This window comes from Tamlana sp. 2_MG-2023, from assembly GCF_030548465.1.
Classification (GTDB): Bacteria; Bacteroidota; Bacteroidia; order Flavobacteriales; family Flavobacteriaceae; genus Pseudotamlana.
In genome coordinates this window covers 19,857-43,542 of the sequence record NZ_JAUOSF010000008.1, presented here as the reverse complement: position 1 = coordinate 43,542, position 23,686 = coordinate 19,857, and the positions used below count along the sequence as shown (strand labels likewise).

The following is a 23,686-nucleotide window of genomic DNA, read 5'->3' as shown; positions in this document are numbered from 1 at the left end:
ATGATGGAGCCATTAGCGAAAAAAGGGCGATTTCTGTTTGTTTGGTTATTTCTAATCTGTGGATTGGGTATTCAGGCACAGGAATTTATTTCCATACCTAAAAATATTAAGCCACAAGACAGAATAGCTTTTGCGCTTTATACGGTGCACGAAAACACCTTGAAGCTAAACGCTCAATTTTATCCAATAATAAATTTTGAACCTTTTGAAGCGATTTTAGAAATTGAAGAAAATGGTGAATGGGTAAAACGAGCGACATCGCCTATTCGATATCCAGGATATACCTCGTTATTTAGAATTGAGAACTGGGATGATACTAAAGAGGCTAAGTATAGGGTAGTTCATAATAATAAGGCCTTTTATGAAGGGCTTATTCGTAAAAATCCTATTCATAAAGATACATTTGTACTAGCAGCCTTAACTTGTAACTCTGTTTACCCAAGACACGGTGGTGATATTTCTAGAGAGGATATCGTAACAAATTTAAAAAAGATTCAACCCGATTTAATTTTCTTTTCAGGCGACCAAGTTTATGACCATAGCCAGCATTATATATATTGGTTGAAATTTGGGATCGACTTTGGTGAGTTATTAAGAAACACACCAACCATTTGTATTACGGACGATCATGATGTTGGTCAAGGAAATATCTGGGGGGCAAACGGTAAAAAAACAGAAACTAGAAGTGGTGTGTCTGGCGGCTATTACATGCCAGTAGAATACGTTCAAGAAGTGGAAAGGGCACAAACGAGTCATTTACCAGATCCTTACGATCCTACACCAATTGAGCAGGGTATTGGGGTGTATTATACCGATTTGAAATGGGGCGGATTGAGTTTTGCCATCTTAGAAGATAGAAAATTTAAGTCAGGTTTACTGGATTTACCCAAGTACGCACCAGACATTTTTCCTGACGGCACGAAAGACGCACTTTTTGATCCTAATATTGATACTAGAAAACTAGATATTCCAGGCGCGAAATTATTAGGAGATCGTCAATTAGAGTTTTTAGAAGATTGGACAACGGATTGGGAAAATGCCGAAATGAAAACGGTTTTAACTCAAACGGTGTTTGCCATGGTAAATAACTATACTGGAAAACACGACCGTGAAATTATAGCAGATTTTGATACTAATGGTTGGCCACAAACAGGCAGAAATAAAGCTCTGGCCACCATAAGAAAAAGTTTTTCTCCTATGATTGGTGGTGATCAACATCTGGCAACTCTTGTAAAACACGGTATTGACGATTGGGGTGATGCAGGATATTCTTTTATTACACCAGCCATAGCAAATTATTGGATGCGTTGGTGGGATCCTAAAGAACCAGGGAAAAACAAAGCTAAAAACGCGCCTTATTATACTGGTGATTTTTTAGACGGTTTTCAGAATAAAATTACGGTAGAAGCGGTAGGAAACCCTTCCGAGGAGCAAAAAAGTGAAGGCGGTAAATTATCTACAAGAGTGGCCGGGTTTGGTGTCATAAAATACAACAAACCTAAAAGAAATATAACTTTTGAATGTTGGCCAAGAAATGTTGATATCACCAATCCGGAGAGCAAACAATATCCAGGGTGGCCAATAACCATTTCACAATCGGATAATTTTAATCCTAGAGACGCTTATTATTTACCAACCATTCAATTGTCAAAAGAAAATCAAGTGGTTACAGTAAGAGACAGTAAAACACGAGAGGTTGTGTCTTCAATAAGAACAAACGGAAAAAACTATCAACCAAAGGTTTTAAAATACGGGACTTATAACATTGAAATAGGAGAAGGCGATACACCAATCACTTATTTTGAAATCCCATCAGAAAAAAAGAACAAAAAATCCTTAAAAGTAAATTTATAATTACAATTAGTAAGTCAATGAAAAAGAATAAGTACATAGAATTTTCATTTGTAATGGCCTTGGCCTTGTATTGTTTAACTCCTCTGATTGGTGAGGCTCAAACAATAAATACATCTAAAGTAGCTTTTACAGAAGTATCCAAAGATTTTCCGATAAAGGAGAAAAACCTTAGAAAATGGGATGCCCCTGTTATTGCCGATTTAGATCAAGATGGGTACCCAGATTTGTTAATAAATGATCATGGTTATGGCGTTCAGGTTTGTTGGAATAATAAAGGAAAATTTGAAAAACCGTTTGATATCATTATTGGCGATATACACGGTGTTTCTGTTGGTGATTTTGATAAAGATGGCATTTTAGAATTAATCGTGTCACGCGGAGGCGGTTCAGGTAGCAATGCAAGAAATTCAAAAATATTTAAGGTAAATAAGCAACGGGAGTTTACCGATTTACCTGACTTTAAAGAACCTTTGGCCTTAATGAGAGGTCGAACGGTTAAGTTTTTAGATGCCGATAATGATGGCGATTTAGACTTATTGAATTTTGCGTTTCCTGATAAAGACAGAAATGGCGAAAGTGAGAATTATATTTATAAAAATAATGGACAGGGTGAACTAATATTACATTCAACATTACCCGCTATTAAGGCAGACGGACAAAAAATACTGGTTACAGATTTTAACGGCGATCAGGTTTTTGATCTTATCATGTATGGAGATGGTCATGTAAAAGCATACCAAGGAAAAGAACATATGACCTATGAAGATGTAACCGATAAAATGTTTCCATATAAAATTGATAAGACCACTAGTGTTGTACAAATAGACTATGATAATGATGGTGATTTGGATCTCTTTTTTACACGTAGCCAAGAATTTGAAATAGGAGAAACATTCTATGATGGTGATTCTGAAACCTGGGGCTTTTTCACGAAAAGAGGTGCGTTTAAATTCGATGATTTAGAGATTGGTGATGTTTTGGATATTGAGAATTTTCAATCGCAATGGCCTAATAATGACACATTTTTTATTGGTGAATCGGCTTACGATTATGAGTTTCCAGGTGAAACACATTCAGGGAAAAACATAAGATTGGTCAATAGTAATGCATTGGGTTTTCCAGATGATTACAGTGAAAAAACAGGAACATATATTGGTTATGTTGGTAATAATAACTGGAGAATTGCAGGATCGCTTTGGGCACCAGCAACAGGTGTGGTTCATGGCGTGAAAGATTATCCGAAATATGATCACCCTAAGGCTCCACATGATATTTTATTGGAGAATAAAGGAGGAAGGTTTGTTGATGTTACAAAAAAAGCGAATATGTTTTTTGAAGATTTTACCGAAAGTGCCACAGTGGCCGATTTTGATAATAATGGTTTTCAAGATATCTTGATGGTTCGTCGGGGGAATTTAATCCATAAAAATAAATCTGTCATATACTTAAATCAAGGAGATGCCAGCTTTGAACTTTTAAAAGAGCATGGTGTCATAACAACAGAGTTGGGTGCAATTGGAATGGCTGTTGGTACTGTTGATTATGACTTGGATGGTAAAGTAGATGTCGTCATTGGAAACGAAAGAGGAAAATGGCATCTGTTTAAAAACAATTTGAAAAGTACGGATAAAAATAATTTCACTACTGTAGTTGTTGGAAACTCAAAAAAAGGAAATGCAAGTCCGCTTGGTGCTTTAGTCACCATAAAATCGTGTAATAATACGCAATCCTATACCATTGGAGATACAGGAGCTGCTTATTCATCAAACTACAACACTTTTGTTCATTTCGGAGTGGGTTCCTGTGATAAGCCAGTAAAAGTAAAAATAACCTGGACTAATGGAGAAACAGAAGAAACGACTATAAAATCATTGAACACTAAAGTTTTCATTGGGACTAACAACTAAATTAAATTAATTATGAGATCATATAAAAAGAATGCCTATATCTATTCAACCATCGTCGCTATTGGAGGCTTTGTTTTTGGATTGGATGCCGCACTTATTTCGGGTACTGTTAAATTTATTTCTCAAGAATTTGCTTTGAATGAAATCCAATTGGGAATGGTTGTTGGAGCACCAGCCCTAGGGGTTTTATTGGCATTATTTTTTGCTGGATATGCTTGTAATAAATATGGACGACGAAAAACACTACAAATAGTGGCTTTGCTTTATGTGGTTTCTGCCGTTGGTTCATCTCTGTCTCCAAACTATTGGAGCCTCTTATCTTTTCGATTTTTAGGCGGATTAGCTTTTACATCCATTTCATTAGCGGCCATGTATATTGGTGAAATTGCGCCGCCTAAACTTAGGGGGAAACTGGTAACAATGATTCAAATTAACATTGTTATAGGTTTATCTGGGGCTTATTTTATAAATTATTTAATTCTACAATTAGGAAGCTCTGATGCCGCATGGGTTAGAGGTTTAGGAATAAATGAACATACCTGGCGTTGGATGCTCGGTTCAGAAATATTACCTGCACTATTATGGTTAATATTATTGTTTTTTGTGCCTCGTAGCCCAGCTTGGTTGTTTTACAATGATAAAGCTGACGAAGCCAGACAAACCTTAAGAAAACTTTTGCCAGAAGACAAGGTATCTGAACATATGGAAGAAATGAAAATTAGCATGGATAGTAGTTCAGGCGATAAGTCGGTGCTTTCTCAGTTATCAGAAATATTTAGTAAGCCGCTTAGGGTAACCTTTATAATAGCTATGACCTTGGCTATAGCTCAGCAAACTTCTGGTATTAATGCCATCTTGTTTTATGCACCTACTGTTTTTGAGCAAATTGGTATCGGGACCGATGCTGCGTTCATACAAGCCATTTGGACGGGTTTAACCGCTTTAGTATTTACCTTTTTAGGCTTGTTATTGATAGATAGATTAGGTCGAAGACCGATGATTATTGGTGGTATGGCCTGGATTGTTGTAAGTTTAGGAATAGCCTTTTATGGTTTCAATACCGCAACTTATACGCTTACAGAAGAAGCTATTTCAGAAATGACCGAAATTCAAAATACCGATAGGCTAAGCAATATGATTGATATACAATATGACAGTGATATCGCCCTCAAAAATGCACTTATAAAGTCTTTGGGAGAGGAAGACACTAGAGAACATTCTAGCTTATTAATTCAAAAATCTGCTGATATCAACGCAGTTTTAGTTTTAATTGGTATTCTCAGTTTTATAGCGGCATTCCATTTTTCAATAGGGCCTGTCATGTGGGTTCTGTTTTCTGAAATTTTTCCAATTTCCATAAGAGGTATCGCTATTCCTTTCTTTACCTTGATAACTAGTACTGTAAGTTGGTTGATTCAAATGCTGTTTCCAACACAATTGGCCACATTCGGCATAAGCAATACCTTGCTTTTTTATGCAGCAACCGTTTTTATTGGTATGGTTATTTTATATAAATATTTAATAGAAACGAAAAATTTGACGATTGAAGAAATTCAACTAAAACTTGAAAAAAAGTAAAAAGATAATATAAGATCAACGGGATTAAAAAAAACGAATACAACAAATGAATACGCATAATAAAGCAATAACAAATACTACAGAAAGCCCCTTTGTGAAACTTAAAAGCATCAACTTTGGTGACTGTGCATGGACTTCAGGGTTCTGGGCTGAAAAGGTGAATACGGCAAAAGATAAAATGCTTCCTTATATGGGAGATTTACTTTGTGGTGACATAGGTCATGGCTTAAATAACTTTAAAATTGCAGCAGGAGAAAAAGAAGGTGTGCATAAAGGGTTCTATTGGCATGATGGCGATTTTTTCAAATTCATGGAAGCTAAAACCTATGTTTATGGGTTGACTGAGGATGAAACCATTTTAAAAGAGCTGGACGAATATATTAGCCTAATTGGTAGAGCGCAAGAGGACGATGGCTACATTCATACTCACGTTCAAATTACTGAAGGTGTAGACCGATTTGAAAACCGTAAGTACCATGAAATGTATAATTTTGGGCACTTATTTATTGCGGGTTCTGTGCATTATCGCATTACAGGGCAGCGTAATTTTTTAGATATTGCTGTAAAGATGGCAGATTTACTATACACGTATTTTATGCCTGATACCAAGCATTATCAACGTTTCGGTTTTAATCAAACCCAAATAATGGGCTTGGTGGAGTTGTATCGAACAGTAAAAGATGAACGCTATTTAAAATTAGCCGAAAAATTCATAAATAGACGAGGTACTTTTGAAATTGAGCATGATTCAACAACCATTGGATACCCTATTGGTGATATGGTACAAGAAAGAACGCCTTTTAGAGAATCAAAAGAGGCTGTAGGTCATGCTGTTTTAGCTTTATACTATTATGCAGGAGCTGCCGATGTTTATGCAGAAACAGGAGAGACCGCATTAATTGATGCCTTGGATAAACTATGGGAAAACGTTACGGGTAAAAAAATGTACGTAACAGGAGCTGTTGGTCAGGCGCACTATGGCGCTTCAACCAATTTAGATATGATTGAAGAAGGCTTTATAGACGCTTATATGATGCCAAATATGACCGCTTATAATGAAACCTGTGCCAACCTGTGTAATGCCATGTTCAGCCATAGAATGATGGGTATTCATGCCGAATCTAGATATGCTGATATTATAGAACTTGTATTATATAACAGTGGACTATCTGGTATAGGAATAGAAGGAAAAGATTATTTCTACTCCAATCCATTACGCATGGTGAATAATTCTAGAAATTATGACGCCCATGCCGATGTGACTGAAAGTCCCGTAAGACAACCTTATCTAGAGTGTTTTTGTTGTCCGCCAAACTTGGTGAGAACCATTTGTAAAAGTTCTGGATGGGCATACAATTTATCAGAAAATGGTGTTGCAGTAGTGTTATTCGGTGGTAATAATCTAGACTCAACTATGTTGGATGGTGCTCCAATAAAACTTACTCAAGACACAGAATATCCGTGGAAAGGATTAGTGAAAATTACTGTTGATGCGTGTAAAAATACCGCTTTTGATATTCAAGTTAGAATTCCTAAGTGGGCCGTTGGTAGTACCTTAAAAGTAAACGGAGAAGACGCAGGTTTTGAAGTTATTCCTGGGAAATTTGCAACAATTAATCGTGTTTGGAAGGCAGGAGATAGCATTGTTTTAGATATGCCAATGGAAGTTCAGCGTATTGAAGGTCATAATAGAATTGAAGAAGTAAGAAATCAAATAGCTGTAAAAAGAGGGCCTATAGTATATTGTATAGAATCTCCAGATTTACCAAAAGACACCTCAATATTAGATGTCTATATCAAAGGAGATGCGGTCTTGGAAGCCGAACATAAAAAAGATTTCTTAGGCGGGGTTACTGTGGTAAATACGGAGTTACTCTTAAGGGAAGACAAACATGATGATATGTACCAAACGGTAACACAGCCAGTTTTAAAATCATTCAAAACACAACTCGTGCCTTATTTTGCATGGAGTAATAGAGGGCAAGCAGAAATGACTGTCTTTATGCCAGTGGTTTGGTAAAGATGAATAGCAAATAAAAAAGGTTGGGTTTTTAATTAAATTCAACCTTTTTTTTATCTGGTTTTTAATCTTTTTTTTGATTAACTGCTTTGCTAGCGATCGTTTGTAACGAGTGCTAGATCGTTACTATTCCCTTTACTATCATTCATTTGTAACTAGAACTAGACATGAAATCAACAGTGAAAAAATATAGCTTTTTATGTTTTTGGATTATCAATAGAAATTATAAATCACGAAAGCGATAATGCTCATTTGTAACGTGTCCGATTTCAATAGACAGCGTTTCATTTAAAGCCTTTAAATAATAGAATATAGACTAACTATGAAAACAAGCCTCAGCATCACTTTATTTCTGTTTTTTTGTTTCGGATTTGCACAACCAAAAGTTACAAATTTTAAAGATAAATATGATGAATTTGATTACTATGCAGAACCAAGTCCCAATAGTGATTTAACTACTTTCTTCAAAAAACACATAGATTTAAGTCTCCTCGAAAAAGTAAAAATTAATTATAAAGAGGACTACCGAAAACGTTTGTTTTTAACTTTTCGGATAGAAGACGGAAAAGTGAAATATATTAGAACCACCGCGATATATTCCGAATTGTCCCAACAATTTGTTGAAGCATTTAAAAAATACGATATAAATAAATTAAACATAGAAGACCTAAATGCTTTAAATATGTATTCACTTCAGTTAACGTCATGGCAAGATGGAAAAGCTATTTTAAATTGCAGCCAAAATGCTGTTGTAGATCGATTTCCTGTTTTTGAAGGCTGTGAATCCGTTCCTTCCTATTTTAAAATGGCAGCTTGCATAGGCAAAAAAGTTGAAGACCATGTTGTAAAACATATCACTGCAAAAGATATTAAAAATGCCAAGTTAATAGGTGTCATAAACCTGAAACCCAATATTGTTTTCGACGAGAAAGGCCAAGTACGTTATTCTACATTTAAAACGGCATCTGATACTTTAAACCTGACGCTTCGGAATATGATGAGATCGTTTCCACAAGCTATCCATCCACCCACGCGAAATGGTAACCCAACCGTGTTATTCCATAATTATAGAGCTGTTTTGGAAGTTGATGATATTGGCGGATCATATACCGACGATGTTATTGAGGATAATCAATCGGAGTTCGGTTTAAGTAGCACTAATAAGTTTGCAATGCACTTTAAAAAGTATTTGGGTAAAGAGGAGCTTGACTATATTTTAAAGCATGTACACCAAAAAGCTGTTTTTTTAACATTTAACCTCGATAAGAAAAATAGACCGATAAACATATCAACTACCGTTTTTAGAAATGAAGACATCAATGATAAATTAGTTCGTGCGTTTAAAAAATTCCCCGAGGAAGCATTAAATATTGAATCGCCAGATGTTCTAAATCGCTATTCTATACACCTCATTTCAAATATAAACGGCATAAAAACTTTTGAGTGTAGTAATAAACCGTCAGTAGGAAGACCACCAGTATTTGCTGGTTGCCAAAAATCTAAAAAGTATACAGACCTTACGGAATGTTTATATGCGCAGGTTGCTGGTGAAATTCAGAGAAAGTTTGATGTTGATCTCGGGAAAAAAACAAAACTCACGGGTACCATTAGGATTTTAAGTCGATTTAAAGTGAATGCCAAAGGAGACATTGTAGGTGTTAAAATCCAATCTCCAAATCCCTTTTTATCAAGTGAAGTAGAAACTATACTAAAAGAAATGCCTAAAGCGATTTCTCCTGGGTTATTGGATGGAAAACCTGTAAGTGTGCCATTTTCATTGCCCGTCGTATTGGAAATTGAGCCTAATAAACCTGAGGAGGATCCTTTTAAAGGCCTTCGAAAAGGAATGTAAGTTCACTCACGAATGACTAACTACTCCCCAAGATAAAAAAGAGAAGAGGTGGCATTCGTCTTTGTGACCTGTCTCATCTAGATGCTCAGCTTAATAAAGTTTGTTTTTAATGTCCTACGCGTCATCAAGTCTTGTCTTTAGCTATATTAACACAGTGCTCAGGTTTCTTTAATAGGGCCGTATTAGATAATAAAATATTGGGGTAATATTCGATTGTGACATGGTAATTTTAAATAGCACAGAGCTTGATATATTCATTTAGTTTGTCATATGAAATTTTGTTCATTATAGCTAAGAAATAAAGCTATCCTAGTTATTATGTTAGGGGTAACAAAATAAATATAATAATACACTTGAATATGAGTTTCTTTGAAAAGAAAAAATTTGTTGTGGGACCATTCATGAAAGTGAGTGACCCTGCTTTAGTTGAAATAGCTGCTTTTTCCGGCTTCGACTTTGTTATCTTAGATTTAGAACATGGCCCAAATAGTATAGAAACGATACAAGGTCATGTTAGGGCAGCACAAGCTAAAAATATTATACCAGTAATACGTGTGCCTGAAATTAACGAGAATGTGATTTCTAAAGCCTTGGATATAGGGGCAGATTATGTGCAAGTACCACAAATAGAAACAGCCGAAGATGCTAGGCGGGTGGTAAAAGCGGCAAAATTTTATCCAGAAGGGGCGCGAGGTGTTTGTCGTTATGTGAGAGCTGCAGACTATGTAGCTATGCCTAAAGAACAGTACTTTGGACATGCCAATAAGGCTACAGGTGTAATCATACATATAGAAGGGAATATAGCTTTCAAAAATATTGATGAAATACTTAAAGTAGATGGGGTAGATATTATTTTTATTGGGCCTTATGATATGTCGCAATCATGTGGCGTACCAGGTCAAGTTGATCACCCGAAAGTGATTTCTCAAATGAAAGAAATTGTAGATAAGGCGGCCTCTCTCGGTAAAGTCGTAGGTACATTTGTAGAAAGTCCAGAGTCAGCAAAACAATGGATTGATTTAGGTGTAAAATATATTGCCTATGCCGTTGATGTAGGCATATATTATGATGCTTGTAAAACCATTGTGGATAAGGTTAACGCCTAAATTACTTATCGTATTTATTGTTTACTACTTCGCTTGTTAGATGGGGTGAAATTCCCCTAATCGTATTTTTTTAGAATAAAACCCATTGTAATTTAAAAGGCAAGATATAGTTTGGGTAAAATTCGATTGTGATTAGGTAAATTATATTAATATGAATTTTGTTAAATTCATTTAATTTGATTAACAATTTGGCATTGGTGGTCAAATACATTTTAATTAAACCTATAATAGTAATGAAATTACTTAAGATACTTATTCTATTGGCCATTTTTGTAGGCTGCAAATCGAAAGAGGAACAAAAAGAAGAAATAAAAAAACAACCAAATATTTTGTTTCTTGCTGTTGATGATTTACGACCAGAAATTGGTGCGTATGGTTCTGATATAGCACTGACGCCTAATATTGATAAGTTGGCTTCAAATGGCTTGTTGTTTAATAGGGCCTATTGTCAAGAACCTATATGCAGCCCTTCAAGAGCTAGTTTAATGACTGGTGCAAGGCCTGAGTCAATCAATGTTATTGAAAACTTCACATATTTTAGAGAGGCCAATCCAGATATTGTTACGCTAGCGCAGCACTTCAAAAATAATGGTTATGAAACCGTGCATACGGGTAAAATATTTCATAAGCCAGCTTGGTCTGATAAAGAATTGTCATGGAGTAGAGAACCTGCCTATGATAAAATGACAGTAGAAAAAAGTAAAACTCCAGGAGGGTACGCACTTCCTGAGAATCAGGCTTATGCTAAAAAAAGCCAAGAAGAGGTCATTGCAAAATATGGTCCTAATGCTCCTAGAAATGGGTTGGGTAAAGGGCCTGCCTATGAAAAAGCCGATGTTCCAGATTATTTTTATGAAGATGGTTATAATGCTGAATTAGCAATAGCAACGCTAAAAGATATGCTAGAAAAGGACCCAGAAAAGCCGTTTTTTCTAGGTATGGGTATGAAAAAACCACATTTAGAATGGTTGGCACCAACGAAGTACTGGGATATGTATGACCCTTCTAAAATTAAATTAGCAGCACAAAAGCAGGGACCTGAGAATGGCGCTTCCATGGGGTTACACCCATCATTCGAATTAAGAGCCCGATATGGTATTCCTAAAAAAGGCCCTATTGATGATGAAATGGCCATTACTCTTAAACATGCTTATCTGGCCTGTGTTAGTTATGTTGATGCTCAAATTGGTAAAATGATTGATGCTTTGGATGAAGCAGGTCTTCGAGAGAATACCATTATCATTTTATGGAGTGACCATGGTTGGCATCTAGGTGATATGGGTATCTGGGGAAAAGCGACCAATTATGAAATAGCAACACGCGTACCGTTGGTTATTTGGACTCCAGATATGCCAGACGAAAACAGAGGCAAAAAAACGGATGCCTTAGTAGAATTGGTTGATATGTACCCAACACTTGCAGAGCTTGCAGGCTTGGATAAGCCAGAGCATTTAGAAGGCTATAGTTTTGTACCACTTCTAGAAAACCCAGAAAACCCATGGAAAGAAGCTGTTTTTAGCCAGTTTCCTAACCCGGCATTGAGAGAGTGGGCTGCAAATCCATTGTCAGAGGGAATGCGAGAAACCTATTTTGGGCCATTAATAGAAGAGGTGGAAGGCCGTATAAAAAAACAAATGGGCGATAAATGGGATAGAGATTTGTTTGAAAACAAAGTTATGGGCTATGCTATGCGTACGGCACGCTATAGATTTATTGTTTGGAAAGACTATACAAAGCCGGATAGCGAACCTTTGTTTTATGAGCTGTACGACCATAAAACAGATCCAAGTGAAACCAAAAATATAGCAGATGATAATCCGGAGCTTGTAAAAGCGTTGCTAGCACAATTTAATAAAGGTTGGCAGGGAAACCTACCCAAAGTGTCGTCTTAAGAAAACGATTGTTGATAATTAAAAATTAGAAGATGTATAATAAAGAAATATTGAAGGTTGTTACTGTACTTATTTTGGTGCTTACTACAACTAAAATACTGGGGCAAAACCCTTTTACAGACCCGTCAAATACAGATGGTTGGGTTTTAAATACGACCATTAGTGATGAGTTTAACGGAGGGGAATTAGATAAAACTAAGTGGTGGATTCTTGGAGAGCATGGCGATTATAGAAGCAAGTGGAAAGGAAGAGCTCCTGGTCAATTTGTTCCTCATAATGTAAAAGTAGAGGGCGGAGATTTAGTTTTAACAAGTCAATGGGAGCCTAGTTACACATTTGCCAATGCGAAACAGGATGGTACGTATTATGGAGGTACTTCAACTAATGCAGATAATAGTAAGCCTATTACCCAGGCCTGTGTCATGAGCGAAACATTTTTTAAGTATGGTTATATGGAAATTAGGGCAAGAATAGCCGATGCGCCAGTAACTTCGGCTTTTTGGACAACCGGTTACCATTCCGAAATAGATATGGTTGAAAACTATGGGAAGCGCCCGATAGGAAACCCCCAGGGTACAAATGCCTCAATTGAAAGAAAACAGAGAACTAATTTGATTAATTGGGATCCAGATATTCCGGCAAATCATGAAAATTGGAAGGTAGATAATGATATGGGCATTCGATTAGCAGAAGATTATCATGTATATGGTTTTGAGTGGGACAAAGATTATATAAAAACTTATCTAGATGGAGTTTTGTTAAGACACGTTACGAGACAAGAACTAGAAGCTAATGATCAATGGAGGCATGATGCACCTCAGGAACTGTGGTTTGATTCTGAAGTGTTTTCTTGGTACGGACTACCATCTCAAGCTGATTTGTCTTCTCCTGCGGAGTATAAAATAGACTATGTTAGAATATGGCAAAAGGAAATTAACGGCCCAAGTTTTAATGCTTTGGGTTTCGAGGGACCTTTCTATTTTCAAGGCAGAAGTCAAGCTTGGTGGAACTCACCAACAGCGGAATGGCGTATAAAAAATGAAAAACCGGCATCGGGCGATTTTAGTATAAGATTTCAACATTCAGGGACGTTTTCGGGTAACTACACAACCTTTACGCCTTATGGCTCATTAAGTTTGCCTGCTGGTAGTAATCGGGTAAGTTTTAAAATTTGGATAGACCCTAGTACGTCTATTAGTGAGCTCAGAATGGTTTTGGAAAACCCGTCGGCTGCTATTAATATTGATGTTTCTGGTGTGCAAAAGGGACAGTGGGTAGAAGTGTCTAAAACGTTCAGTAGAAGTGCAGCTTCGAATCCAAGTATTGAAAACGGGGATAGAATAAGGTTAATGTTACAATCTGATAAAGTAACCGGTTCGCAAGCCTTGTTTTATATTGACGATATCTTATTTGATAACACTTTAAGTACGGCAAAAGTAAATGCTGTTGATTTTTCAATTTATCCTAATCCAACAAAAAACACCATAAATATAAAATCACCTTTAAACGGCGTTGTGCAAGTGTTTGATATGGCTGGAGCACTGGTGAAAACTTTCGAAAAACAAACGCTTACTACAAGTGTAGAAGATTTAAAGTTAGCACCAGGCGTGTACCTATTTAGAATCCAATCTGCTAATACGTCAGCATCAACAAAAGTTGTAATTAAATAAAGCCATGAATAAAACAATTAATACATATAGCTTGTCTTTTGTTTTGTGCCTGTTTTGTTTTGCGGGAATAGCACAGAATAATAAAGATTTATCCTTTTCTGAAAATACAGAGGTGGTTCAATTTGAAGAACGCTCGCGTAGAAAATTTGACAACGCCGTTATAGCCGATTTAGATCAAGATGGTTGGATGGATTTACTCTTAATAGAACACTCTCGTAGAGTAGAATTGTATTGGAATAACGAAGGGAAATTTGAGCGTGGTGAACCATTCATTTTTGGGGATACTCATGGCATGACGGTGGGCGATTATAACCAAGACGGCCTATTAGAAGTTTTGGTCCAACCCGGAGGAGGTGATGGCAAGAACCCGAGAAAATTAAGAGCTTACACGATAAATCTTGACAGAACCATTTCCAAAGAAACAGAATTTAAACATTTTGAAGCTAGTCGTGGTCGTGCAGTTAAATTTTTTGATGCTAATAATAATAGCAAGTTAGATTTAATTTTATCAGCCTTTCCTGCTCAAGGTAAATACGAAAGAGCCCATTTTTTATACAAAAGAGACGACGCACAAGATTTTTCGTTTGAAGATTTATTGCCTTATGCTGATAGATTTAATATGAGAACCACCATAACAGATTTTAATAATGATAATATTAAAGATTTCTTGTTTTATGGCGGAAGTAAAGTTATAGCCGTTCAAGGCAATAAGGATTTTGGTTTTTCAGATGTTACAAATACGGTTTTAGGCGATATTTCTAAAACCAATTTGGTGAGTAGTATTTCTGAAATAGATTTCGATAATGATGGTGATTTCGATTTGTTTCTAACCCGAGCAAAGCATCCGTTTGATTCTGAAGCAGATTATAATAAAACAGATAAAACCTTTTACTTTCTCGATAGAAGGAAACCATTTATGCATGATAGTATAAAAGTTAAAGGCGATTTTAAAATGGAAAACCTTCAAATGGCATACCCACATTTTGATGTGTTTATTGGAGCCAAAAAAAAGCTGTTTAAACGTACAGAAGACCAACATGGGCATCATGATTTAACACTAACAGCCAAAGAGGCTCAAGGTTGGCCTGAAGACACTTCTAAAAAAGGGTTATATATTGGTTATTTAGGTGATGGTTATTGGCGTATTGGTGGCTATACAAATGCCCCAACAACCGGTGTAATTCACAATGTCATTGAAAAACCTGAAACCATAGAATTGAGAGCACTACCTGCCAAATTATTAGAAAATAAAAACGGAAAATTTGTAGAGGTAACATCACAATTCGGTATTCATATAAACGAACAAACCACAAGCTCGGCAGTAGGCGATTTCAATAACGATGGCTGGTCAGATCTTTTTGTGGCACGTTATGGAAAATCGGCATCTATTATTGAGCAATTCTTGTATTTAAATAATGAAGGTAAAGGATTTCAACTTTCAAAAAATCATGGTATTGTTAGACAAGAACGTGGTAGTACGGGTATGGGAGCCGAAGCTTTTGATTATGATAAAGATGGTGATTTAGACATTATTTACGCCAATGAACGTGGCCGATGGCATTTGTTTACCAACGCGCTTAATTCCAGTAATAATTTTGTGGTGGTTCATGTGGGAAGTTCGCCTTCGGGTAAAACTTCAGCTATTGGTGCGGTTTTGCAATTAACGGTTAACGGTAAGGTGTATAAACGTGTAGTAGGAGCTACCTCATCATCATATTCACAAGGGTTAAATACTTATTTACATATCGGTTTGGGCAAAAATAAAACCATTGATAAAGCTGAGGTTACCTGGAGTAATGGGGAAACTTTAAAGTTAAATATATCTGAAATTAATAAAACATACCACACAAAATAATATGAATAAAATGAGAAAGATTCAATCCATACTGTTTATTGTTTGTATAACTTTAACATGTTCGGCACAAGATAATATGCTGTTAACCGCAAAACTATTTACGGAATTACCAGACAGTTGTCCAACACCAGATGCTTTTGATGTGGCACCAGACGGTAGTTTAACCTTATCTTGTCCTAATTATGCCGACAAAACAAAACCAGGAGTTTTAATGCGTATTTCTAAAGATGGCACGGTTACAAAATTAGTGGAGACACCGGTGTTAGCAGCTTCTGGTATGTCTAAACCTATGGGCATTGCCTACGATGATGAAGGCGTACTCTATGTTTGCGATAACCAAACAAATAAAGGAAGGATTTTAAGGATGACTTTCAATGGTAACAAATTAATGTCTACCGAAATTGTGGCTTATGGTTTCTATTCAATAAATGGAATTCGTTATCATAAAGGACATGTTTATATTACACAAACCAATTTGCCAAAGCTTAAAACAGATAAAGTAGTTGGCGCGGTGTACCGTTTTAAAACAACCGACCGTGATATAAAAGTGAATAATGATACTAAGGATACTAACTTAATTTACACATCGACAACTCAAAATACAAATCGTCAAGTGGGACTAGATGGATTGGTTTTTAATAAAAAAGGTGACCTGTTTGTTGGAAATTTAGGGGATGCTACTATTTATAAACTGACTTTAAATGCCGATGGAAAAGTTGAAAACGAATCCGTTTACGTAAAACTTCCAATAAACTCAGCTCCAGACGGCATTAATATAGACGCTGAAGGTAATTTATATGTTGCGGGTTTTTCGCAAAACCAAATTTTTAAAATAGATACCAATCAAAATGTAAAACTTTTAGCGCAGTATCCAGATAACAACGGGGCAGATGGTGGTTTAGATCAACCAGCAGATGTTATTGTTTATAACGGTAAACTAATAATCTCAAATTTCGATTTAATGGTAGCAAAAGGCATGAAAAATTCTAAACACGGCAAACCGTACACCATTTCATTTATAGATTTAAAAGAATAATGTACCAATTCTAAATTTAATAAAAACATTCAAAATATAAATACTAATAAAATTTTGCAAACATGGATATTTTAAAATCTAATTTCTTAAATCTAACTATTGGCATGTTTCTAGTGGCAAGTATGTGGTCTTGTGAGTCGAAAAAAACACTCGAACAAGACGCTTTATCTAAAATTGAAACCCTAGAAGGACTTATGGATAAAGCCAAAGCCAAATCTATAGATGTTACTCGAGAAGAAACTACACTATGGTTTGCAAACGAATTTTTAAAATTCGCCAATTGGGATGAAAACAATCAAGAAGCTGTTTCAAAAACATTTGGGTATGAGCGCTTTTATGCTGAAGATAAGGATTCTCTGGCTAAAGCATTACCAGATTTTGAACGTGAAAAGGTTATTCAGATTTTAGATAAAAGTATTGCAGATTTAAATAAAGAACTTAATGGCGAAATTAAGCGTCGTCCAGTACATAAAGTCGATTGGCAAAATGCCAAAACAAGCGATAATATGATTGTAAGTAACGGTAAACCATCGTTTCCATACGATTATTTCTCTAAAACAGTTGGACAACCCTTAACTAACACGCAGGTTTATAATGACCACCTTGGAGCGCTTTACCATGGTGGAGAAAACTTATACCCGGTAGACCACGATCGTGCTATAAACTCCTTTTTATTAAAAGAGGATGGTACCTTCGATGAAGAGTTATTGAAAGAATTAACAGAAATTCCAGACACCAATATTGGCTTTTTATACTATTGGTCTATGGGGATTCCAGAATGGGTAGAAAAGCAAGAACCAGAAATTAGAAAAGGCCGTTCTTTATTTACAGGTTTCGATATCGATAATCCAGTTGCAAGAGATTTATGGGGGAAAATAATCCGTAAAACAGGTGAATTAACCAAAGGAAAAAAAGTGACCGAATTAGGCTTTGTTTTTGCCAACGAGCCGCACTGGTATTCTGAAAAGGACCACTGGACGTACCGTTATAAAGAAATGAATGGTATTTCAAAATATACTTTAAATAATTTTAGAAGCTGGTTAAAGGAAAAATATAATAATAACATTACCGCACTAAATGCGAATTGGGATACCTCATTTGCTAATTTCAATAGCATTGAAATAGAAGTTCCTATCGATTCGGCATTACAAGGCCAACCGGTATGGTTTGATTGGTGTCGTTACAATATGCACAGAAGTACATCGTGGTTTAAGTTTATGCAAGACGAATTGCATGCTGTAAATCCAGATGCCGATACTCATATTAAATTATTCCCTCGAACATTTTATGAAGATTCGCGTTCACACGGAATGGATTTTGAAGCCTTAACCGAATTAACGACTATGATAGGGCACGATGCTAAAGCTCTGGGGAGCCCGAGTATTCGCCCGCATATCAATTCAGATTGGCACAAAAATTACGCCTACAAGTGGGATGGAATGGCTATTTTACACGACTTTTTAGAATCGGTAGGTCCAAATAAAATTAATATAAATTCAGAATCTCATTTTCTGTCTTCAGGAATGTGGCGCGATTTAGATACCAGAACCAGCTATGTGCGAAATGTGTATTGGTTGGCAACATTAATGGGCATGGATGCCAATATGGGGTGGTTTTGGGCACGCGATCCAGACGGTTCTCCAGAGGATAGGTTAGAAGGCGATTTAGATTTCTTCGATCCTGGTTTAGGAGGTGCTTTTGCAGGTTCAAACAATATGCAACCTCATGTTTCAAATGAAGTAACTCAAGTCATGTATGATTTGAATTCGTTTTCAGAAGAAATCATAGAACTACGTAAACAACCACGTCCACTACGTTTGTTTTATTCTGAAACGTCAGCTATTAATACCCCTAATTATATGACGCAAACAGGTAAATTGTACAAATCGCTGTTTTTTGAAGGATTACCATTAGGGTTTGTAACCAAAAATATTATCGAAAAACAAGATAATAACACTTGGAATACCGTAATGGTGTATAAAACTAAATTCGTAACAGATGCCGAATTCAACGCTTTGCAACAATTTTTAAACCAAGGTGGTACCGTTATTTTAGATGCAAAGGAAAGCCTTTCTATGAACGAATATGGTAAGAAACGTAGCCAAAAACTAGCAGCAGAAAACGGGAAATTAATTGTTTTAGAAAATGCAAGTTTGTCGGAAATAAAAGAAATTGGATTAGCTGAAGTCAGTAATTTAATGCCAGATGTTATTGTAGAGTCCGATAACGGACAAGATTTTAAAACCACCATTTCGCGAGTGGTAGAACAAAAAGATGGTTCGTATTTGGTGAACTTATTGAATGTTGGGCACAATACAGCTAAAATTAAAGTGTCTTTAAAATCGGGAGCGCCAATTAGTATCAAAAATTTAATGACATCGAACCCTGTTGAATCGGAGTTTAACTTAGCTTCAGAAGAAGTGCTGCTGCTTGAAATTAAATAAGTATGAACAGAGTCGCTTTTATATTTACCTTTATTTTGTTGCCTATTTGTTTGATACAGGGGCAGAACCCTACAGTGTCTTCAAAACCTGATAGTAAATGGCAACTAGTAGATGATTTATCAGATGAATTTGATAGTGATAAAGTAGATTGGAATAAATGGTATAAATCAAATGCTTTACCTAATACTACCGGTTGGAAGTGGAATAATGAATCGAATGTTAACATTAACAATGGCGTAGCAGAATTAACTATGCGTCATAATGAAAACAACTTATCCGATAATGGAACATATTTTAAATCGGGTATTTTAAAATCTAAAGGCACATTTACTACAGGGTATGTCGAAGCCAGAATTAAAGGGGCAGTAATCGATGTACCCGGACCAAAAAACGGCTATGGCGTTTGTCCTTCGTTTTGGTTGTACAGTGATTTTGATAGAACCGTTGCGGAAGGTAAAACGGTGTATTGTGAAATTGATGTGGTGGAGCTGCAACAGTTCGATTGGTTTGATGGGCACCAAGATGACATAAGGGATACCGACCATAACCTGCATCTTGTTAAAAAGATTGACGGAAAAGATGTGTGGTTTCGCCCAAAACAGCATGAAGAAACACAATTGAATAAGTATAGACTTAATGATGATCCAAGCCAAAATTATCATGTGTACGGTTGCGAAGTGAATGAAAATGAAATTATATGGTATGTTGATGGTGTGGAAATAGCCCGAAAACCAAATACAGATTGGTACAGGCCAATGCATGTCACGGCGTCCCTCGGTTTAAGACGTCCCTTTGTAAAGTTTTTCGATAACGCCAATCGAGCCGTAAACCCTTTAGAAGATGAAGAGGCAAAAAAACAACTGGAAGGCATGCCAACCACTATGTTTGTGGATTATATTAGGATTTGGAAAAAGAAATAATAGTATCATCTAAGGTTGTGAAAAAAGTGTTTTCCAGCCTAATTATCGTAGTTGCCATAAACAGTTTAGTTAGCGCACAAATTTTAACAGTACTAAAGATGACACTATTCTAAAAAATGTAAACTTTACAATTTTAGATTTGAAGTAATTGCAAATATTAAATTGAATTTATAAAGTTGGTTAAGTTTATATTTCTCTTTAGCTTCATTTTTTTTCTCAGTCTATGACGTGCTACATGTACACTTCCTAAGGAAATGCCTAATAAATAAGACATTTCTTTTCCAGTAAAATTTAATTTTATTAACGCACATATTTTAAGGTCTGCTGCACTTAAATTGGGCACTTTTTCTTGTAAGCGTTCATAAAAACCAATATTTTGAGACACAAAACGTTTATTAAAAGCATCCCATAAGCTTTCCGACTGATTTTCAATTGATTTAATTAAAGGTTTTGAACTAGCGCTTTTATCATTGTTTTTAATATAATTGCTGAGTTTATTGATGATTTCTTCTTTTTCAATAAGCTGAAGTGTGCTTGTAGTGAGTTCTTTATTTTTAATATCAATTAGATCTTGTGAGCTTCTTTCAATTTTTTGATGTTTTTGTTGCTTTATTCTCGACCTAATAATCAATCCTATTATGACGCTTACAAAAAGCACTATGAATAATAAAACCTTTGATTGTAAAGCTTCTTGTGTTCTTTTGGCTAACGCTATTTTCTGAGTATTAATTTGTTTGTTTTTTGCATCAATTTGTTCTTTGTATTGGTCTTTAACGGTTAAAAAACCAGCATTATTATCATTTCTAGGGTTTAAATACTGATCATTAATTAAGCTAGCTTCTTTAAGCTTTTTATAAGCTTCGTTATAATGTTCTTGGTTAAATAAAACTTCGGCGTATTGCGTATTAATAAAAGCCCTGTAAAAGGTTGCTTCGTTAAAGTAATCCGGTGCATTTAGTGATTTTTCAAAATATTGTTTAGCTAATTCAGGGTTGTTTTTCTTTAAGTAAATACTCCCAATTCTTGCATAAAGTATAGTTAAAAAATTTTTGTGAAAATGGTATGCTTTGGGCTTTAAATTTTGAATTTTTGAAACCGAGTTTTGAAGAAGCCCTAAAGCAGTATGGTAATTGTTATTGCGCTCTTCAATACTTGCACGTTTTTCATCTAAATAAATTTGATAAACATCAAATTTATTTACTTCCTTCGCTATGGAATCACATGTGTCTATAAGTATTTTAAGTCTTCTGTCATCACTAATGCGTTGGTTATACATTATTAAATTATAATAAGATCTTAATACGTCTAATGTGCTACATGTTCCTTGATTAAAAGCAACATTGTAAAATTTATTTGCTTTTTTAAAGTTGAACCCTGCTTCGGCATCTTGCTTAAACATATAACTTAAAACACCTAGTTCTTCGTGAGCTTTGGCTATTAAAAGAGTGTCTCTTATTTCTTCAGACAAAAATAAAGCCTCACCAGCATTTTTAAAAGTATCGTCATAATTAAGCGTAAATCGTCCATAAGCACTTTTGGTGATTAAATAATGGATTAACTTATGTTTGTTGTTTGTGACTTTAGCTTCTTTTTTTACGTTGTTTAAAATGACTGTAACGGAGTCTAAATCTGTGTTTTTTTGTATGATCCCAAAGTCATAATATGTTTTAAATTGTTGTCCATGTAATAGTGTTGTAATACTTAAATTAAGTATTATAATAAATGTTTTTAAGTTGTATTTAAGGGTTAGTTTCTTGAATATTAACAAGTTGTTATGATTTATTTTTTGTTGTTTGTTAAGTTGTAAATTTAGTGAAATTAATCGATATTAAGTTTTTGTAATGGTGTTTTTTGTGTGTTAATTACCTTTTGATTGTATGTTTGGTATACTAAATTAAATTTTAAATGAAACCACTTATCTTGTTGATTTTTATAATTACTTTTTGTAGTTGTGAACATAAATCAAATGTAACCCCTTCAAAGCCAAACATACTATTTATAGGTATAGATGACTTACGTCCAGAATTAGGTTGTTATGGTTCTGATATAGCTATCAGTCCGAATTTAGATAAGTTAGCAAGTCAAGGGATATTGTTTCAAAATGCTTATTGCCAACAAGCTATTTGCGGACCAAGTAGGGCGAGTTTATTAACAGGTATCCGACCAGAGACTAGTGGGGTTTTTCATAATTATATAAAATTTAGAGATGTTAACCCCGATGTGGTGACACTGCCACAACATTTTAAGAATAATGGTTATGAAACAGTTTATACTGGGAAAATTTTTCATCACGGCGATTTAGATGATGAAAAATCATGGAGCAGATTACCTGCTATAGACAGTATGACTTCAAAAGGAATAAAATCTCCTGTTGGTTTTGCTTTAGAAAAGAACATTAAAGAACGTGCTGAAACTCGTAAGGATATGATTGCCAAATATGGTGATGTGGCCAAATATGGCTTAGCCATGGGGCAAGCTTATGAAAGTGCCGATGTGCCTGATAATACCTATAGTGATGGGTATAATACCGAATTGGCCATTGCAACCATGAAAGACATGCTATCAAAAGGAGATACCCCCTTTTTCTTAGGCTTAGGTTTTAATAAACCACACCTCAATTGGGTGGCTCCAAAGAAATATTGGGATTTGTATGATAGGGATAAAATTACATTAACAGCTCAAGATACCATGCCTCTTAATGGTGCTCAAATGGGGCTGCACCCATCTTTTGAGTTACGAGTTCGGAGCGGTATACCTAAAAAAGGCCCTATTGATGCCGAATTGGCTAAGACTTTAAAACACGCCTATTTAGCCTGTGTGAGTTATGTAGATGCCCAAATTGGAAAAATGATATCAGGCCTAGAAGAGGCTGGAATTAGAGACAACACCATAATTATCGTGTGGAGTGACCATGGTTGGCATTTAGGTGATATGGGTATATGGGGAAAAGCAACAAATTATGAAATTGCAACGCGAGTCCCCATGATGATTTGGACACCAGATATGCCCAAAGGCAGTCAAGGGAAAACAACCGATGCCTTAGTGGAATTAATTGATATGTACCCAACTTTATCAGAATTAGCAGGTTTAGATATTCCAAAACATGTTGAAGGCACTAGTTTTGTGCCTTTGATAAACGAACCTGATGTACCTTGGAAAACAGCCGTTTTTAGTCAGTTTCCATCTCCTGCTTTAAGAGAATGGGGTGCATATCCTATTCGTCCAGCTATGCGGGAAACCTATTTTGGTCCTTTGTTGGAAGAGGTTGAAGCACGTATTATTAAGCAGCAAGGAGATACATGGGATAGGGAGATGTTTGAAAATACATTAATGGGTTATGCGATGCGAACCGAGCAGTATCGCTTTATTCTATGGAAAGACAGAGAGGAATTAGAAAAGGAGCCCGTGTTTATTGAGTTGTACGATCACAGTACAGACTCAAATGAAACCAAGAATATAGCAAATAATCATCCAGAATTGGTAGCTAAACTGATGGCTCAATTCAATAAAGGATGGCAGGGCAATCGCCCTCATGTAAATCAATAAAAAATT

Annotated in this window: 14 protein-coding genes; 13 read left to right on the top strand and 1 reads right to left on the bottom strand. The window is 35.6% G+C overall.

Going from position 1 to position 23,686, the window contains the following annotated elements:
* From Q4566_RS13500 to Q4566_RS13445, 12 genes are all read left to right on the top strand, one after another.
* Positions 1–1,854 (top strand): hypothetical protein, encoded by a 1,854-nt coding sequence (locus tag Q4566_RS13500; protein ID WP_303422121.1) that lies wholly within the window; start codon positions 1–3, stop codon positions 1,852–1,854.
* 17 nt (positions 1,855–1,871) lie between these two features.
* Entirely contained in the window at positions 1,872–3,761 is a 1,890-nt protein-coding gene (locus tag Q4566_RS13495) for a CRTAC1 family protein (protein WP_303422118.1), read from the top strand.
* Positions 3,762–3,773: 12 nt separating this feature from the next.
* Entirely contained in the window at positions 3,774–5,339 is a 1,566-nt protein-coding gene (locus Q4566_RS13490; RefSeq protein ID WP_303422115.1) for a sugar porter family MFS transporter, read from the top strand.
* A 46-nt stretch (positions 5,340–5,385) separates the two neighbouring features.
* Entirely contained in the window at positions 5,386–7,359 is a 1,974-nt protein-coding gene (locus tag Q4566_RS13485) for a glycoside hydrolase family 127 protein (RefSeq protein WP_303422113.1), read from the top strand.
* A gap of 322 nt (positions 7,360–7,681) precedes the next feature.
* Positions 7,682–9,211, top strand: a complete 1,530-nt coding sequence (locus tag Q4566_RS13480) for an energy transducer TonB (RefSeq protein ID WP_303422110.1) — start codon at positions 7,682–7,684, stop codon at positions 9,209–9,211.
* A gap of 359 nt (positions 9,212–9,570) precedes the next feature.
* A complete protein-coding gene (locus Q4566_RS13475) occupies positions 9,571–10,317 on the top strand; it encodes an HpcH/HpaI aldolase/citrate lyase family protein (protein ID WP_303422107.1) in 747 nt (248 codons plus the stop codon).
* 233 nt (positions 10,318–10,550) lie between these two features.
* Positions 10,551–12,209: a sulfatase gene (locus Q4566_RS13470; protein ID WP_303422104.1), complete on the top strand. Its 1,659-nt coding sequence runs from the start codon at positions 10,551–10,553 to the stop codon at positions 12,207–12,209.
* Between the two features lie 32 nt (positions 12,210–12,241).
* Positions 12,242–13,879: a T9SS type A sorting domain-containing protein gene (locus tag Q4566_RS13465; protein WP_303422101.1), complete on the top strand. Its 1,638-nt coding sequence runs from the start codon at positions 12,242–12,244 to the stop codon at positions 13,877–13,879.
* A 4-nt stretch (positions 13,880–13,883) separates the two neighbouring features.
* Complete coding sequence (locus Q4566_RS13460) at positions 13,884–15,734, top strand: CRTAC1 family protein (RefSeq protein ID WP_303422099.1); 1,851 nt, start codon at positions 13,884–13,886, stop codon at positions 15,732–15,734.
* A gap of 10 nt (positions 15,735–15,744) precedes the next feature.
* A complete protein-coding gene (locus tag Q4566_RS13455; protein WP_303422096.1) occupies positions 15,745–16,770 on the top strand; it encodes an SMP-30/gluconolactonase/LRE family protein in 1,026 nt (341 codons plus the stop codon).
* Between the two features lie 62 nt (positions 16,771–16,832).
* Positions 16,833–19,214 carry a beta-galactosidase gene (locus tag Q4566_RS13450; protein WP_303422094.1) on the top strand — a complete coding sequence of 794 codons (2,382 nt, stop codon included), beginning with the start codon at positions 16,833–16,835 and terminating at the stop codon, positions 19,212–19,214.
* A 2-nt stretch (positions 19,215–19,216) separates the two neighbouring features.
* Positions 19,217–20,134 carry a family 16 glycosylhydrolase gene (locus tag Q4566_RS13445; RefSeq protein ID WP_303422092.1) on the top strand — a complete coding sequence of 306 codons (918 nt, stop codon included), beginning with the start codon at positions 19,217–19,219 and terminating at the stop codon, positions 20,132–20,134.
* A 157-nt stretch (positions 20,135–20,291) separates the two neighbouring features.
* On the opposite strand, the gene Q4566_RS13440 is transcribed toward Q4566_RS13445, so the two are convergent.
* The gene (locus Q4566_RS13440; RefSeq protein ID WP_303422089.1) at positions 20,292–21,902 is read right to left on the bottom strand and encodes a hypothetical protein; all 1,611 of its coding nucleotides are present in this window, start codon (positions 21,900–21,902) and stop codon (positions 20,292–20,294) included.
* A 137-nt stretch (positions 21,903–22,039) separates the two neighbouring features.
* Between Q4566_RS13440 and Q4566_RS13435 the strand changes: the two genes are divergently transcribed.
* Positions 22,040–23,680 (top strand): sulfatase, encoded by a 1,641-nt coding sequence (locus tag Q4566_RS13435; protein WP_303422085.1) that lies wholly within the window; start codon positions 22,040–22,042, stop codon positions 23,678–23,680.
* The last annotated feature ends 6 nt before the right edge of the window (positions 23,681–23,686 follow it).

Excerpts from the sequence above, each read along its gene's own strand:
- Q4566_RS13445 (WP_303422092.1), top strand. The coding sequence starts at position 19,217 with ATGAACAGAGTCGCTTTTATATTTACCTTTATTTTGTTGCCTATTTGT.
- Q4566_RS13480 (WP_303422110.1), top strand. The coding sequence starts at position 7,682 with ATGAAAACAAGCCTCAGCATCACTTTATTTCTGTTTTTTTGTTTCGGA.
- Q4566_RS13475 (WP_303422107.1), top strand. The coding sequence starts at position 9,571 with ATGAGTTTCTTTGAAAAGAAAAAATTTGTTGTGGGACCATTCATGAAA.
- Q4566_RS13450 (WP_303422094.1), top strand. The coding sequence starts at position 16,833 with ATGGATATTTTAAAATCTAATTTCTTAAATCTAACTATTGGCATGTTT.
- Q4566_RS13495 (WP_303422118.1), top strand. The coding sequence starts at position 1,872 with ATGAAAAAGAATAAGTACATAGAATTTTCATTTGTAATGGCCTTGGCC.
- Q4566_RS13455 (WP_303422096.1), top strand. The coding sequence starts at position 15,745 with ATGAGAAAGATTCAATCCATACTGTTTATTGTTTGTATAACTTTAACA.
- Q4566_RS13490 (WP_303422115.1), top strand. The coding sequence starts at position 3,774 with ATGAGATCATATAAAAAGAATGCCTATATCTATTCAACCATCGTCGCT.
- Q4566_RS13435 (WP_303422085.1), top strand. The coding sequence starts at position 22,040 with ATGAAACCACTTATCTTGTTGATTTTTATAATTACTTTTTGTAGTTGT.
- Q4566_RS13485 (WP_303422113.1), top strand. The coding sequence starts at position 5,386 with ATGAATACGCATAATAAAGCAATAACAAATACTACAGAAAGCCCCTTT.
- Q4566_RS13470 (WP_303422104.1), top strand. The coding sequence starts at position 10,551 with ATGAAATTACTTAAGATACTTATTCTATTGGCCATTTTTGTAGGCTGC.
- Q4566_RS13460 (WP_303422099.1), top strand. The coding sequence starts at position 13,884 with ATGAATAAAACAATTAATACATATAGCTTGTCTTTTGTTTTGTGCCTG.
- Q4566_RS13465 (WP_303422101.1), top strand. The coding sequence starts at position 12,242 with ATGTATAATAAAGAAATATTGAAGGTTGTTACTGTACTTATTTTGGTG.
- Q4566_RS13500 (WP_303422121.1), top strand. The coding sequence starts at position 1 with ATGATGGAGCCATTAGCGAAAAAAGGGCGATTTCTGTTTGTTTGGTTA.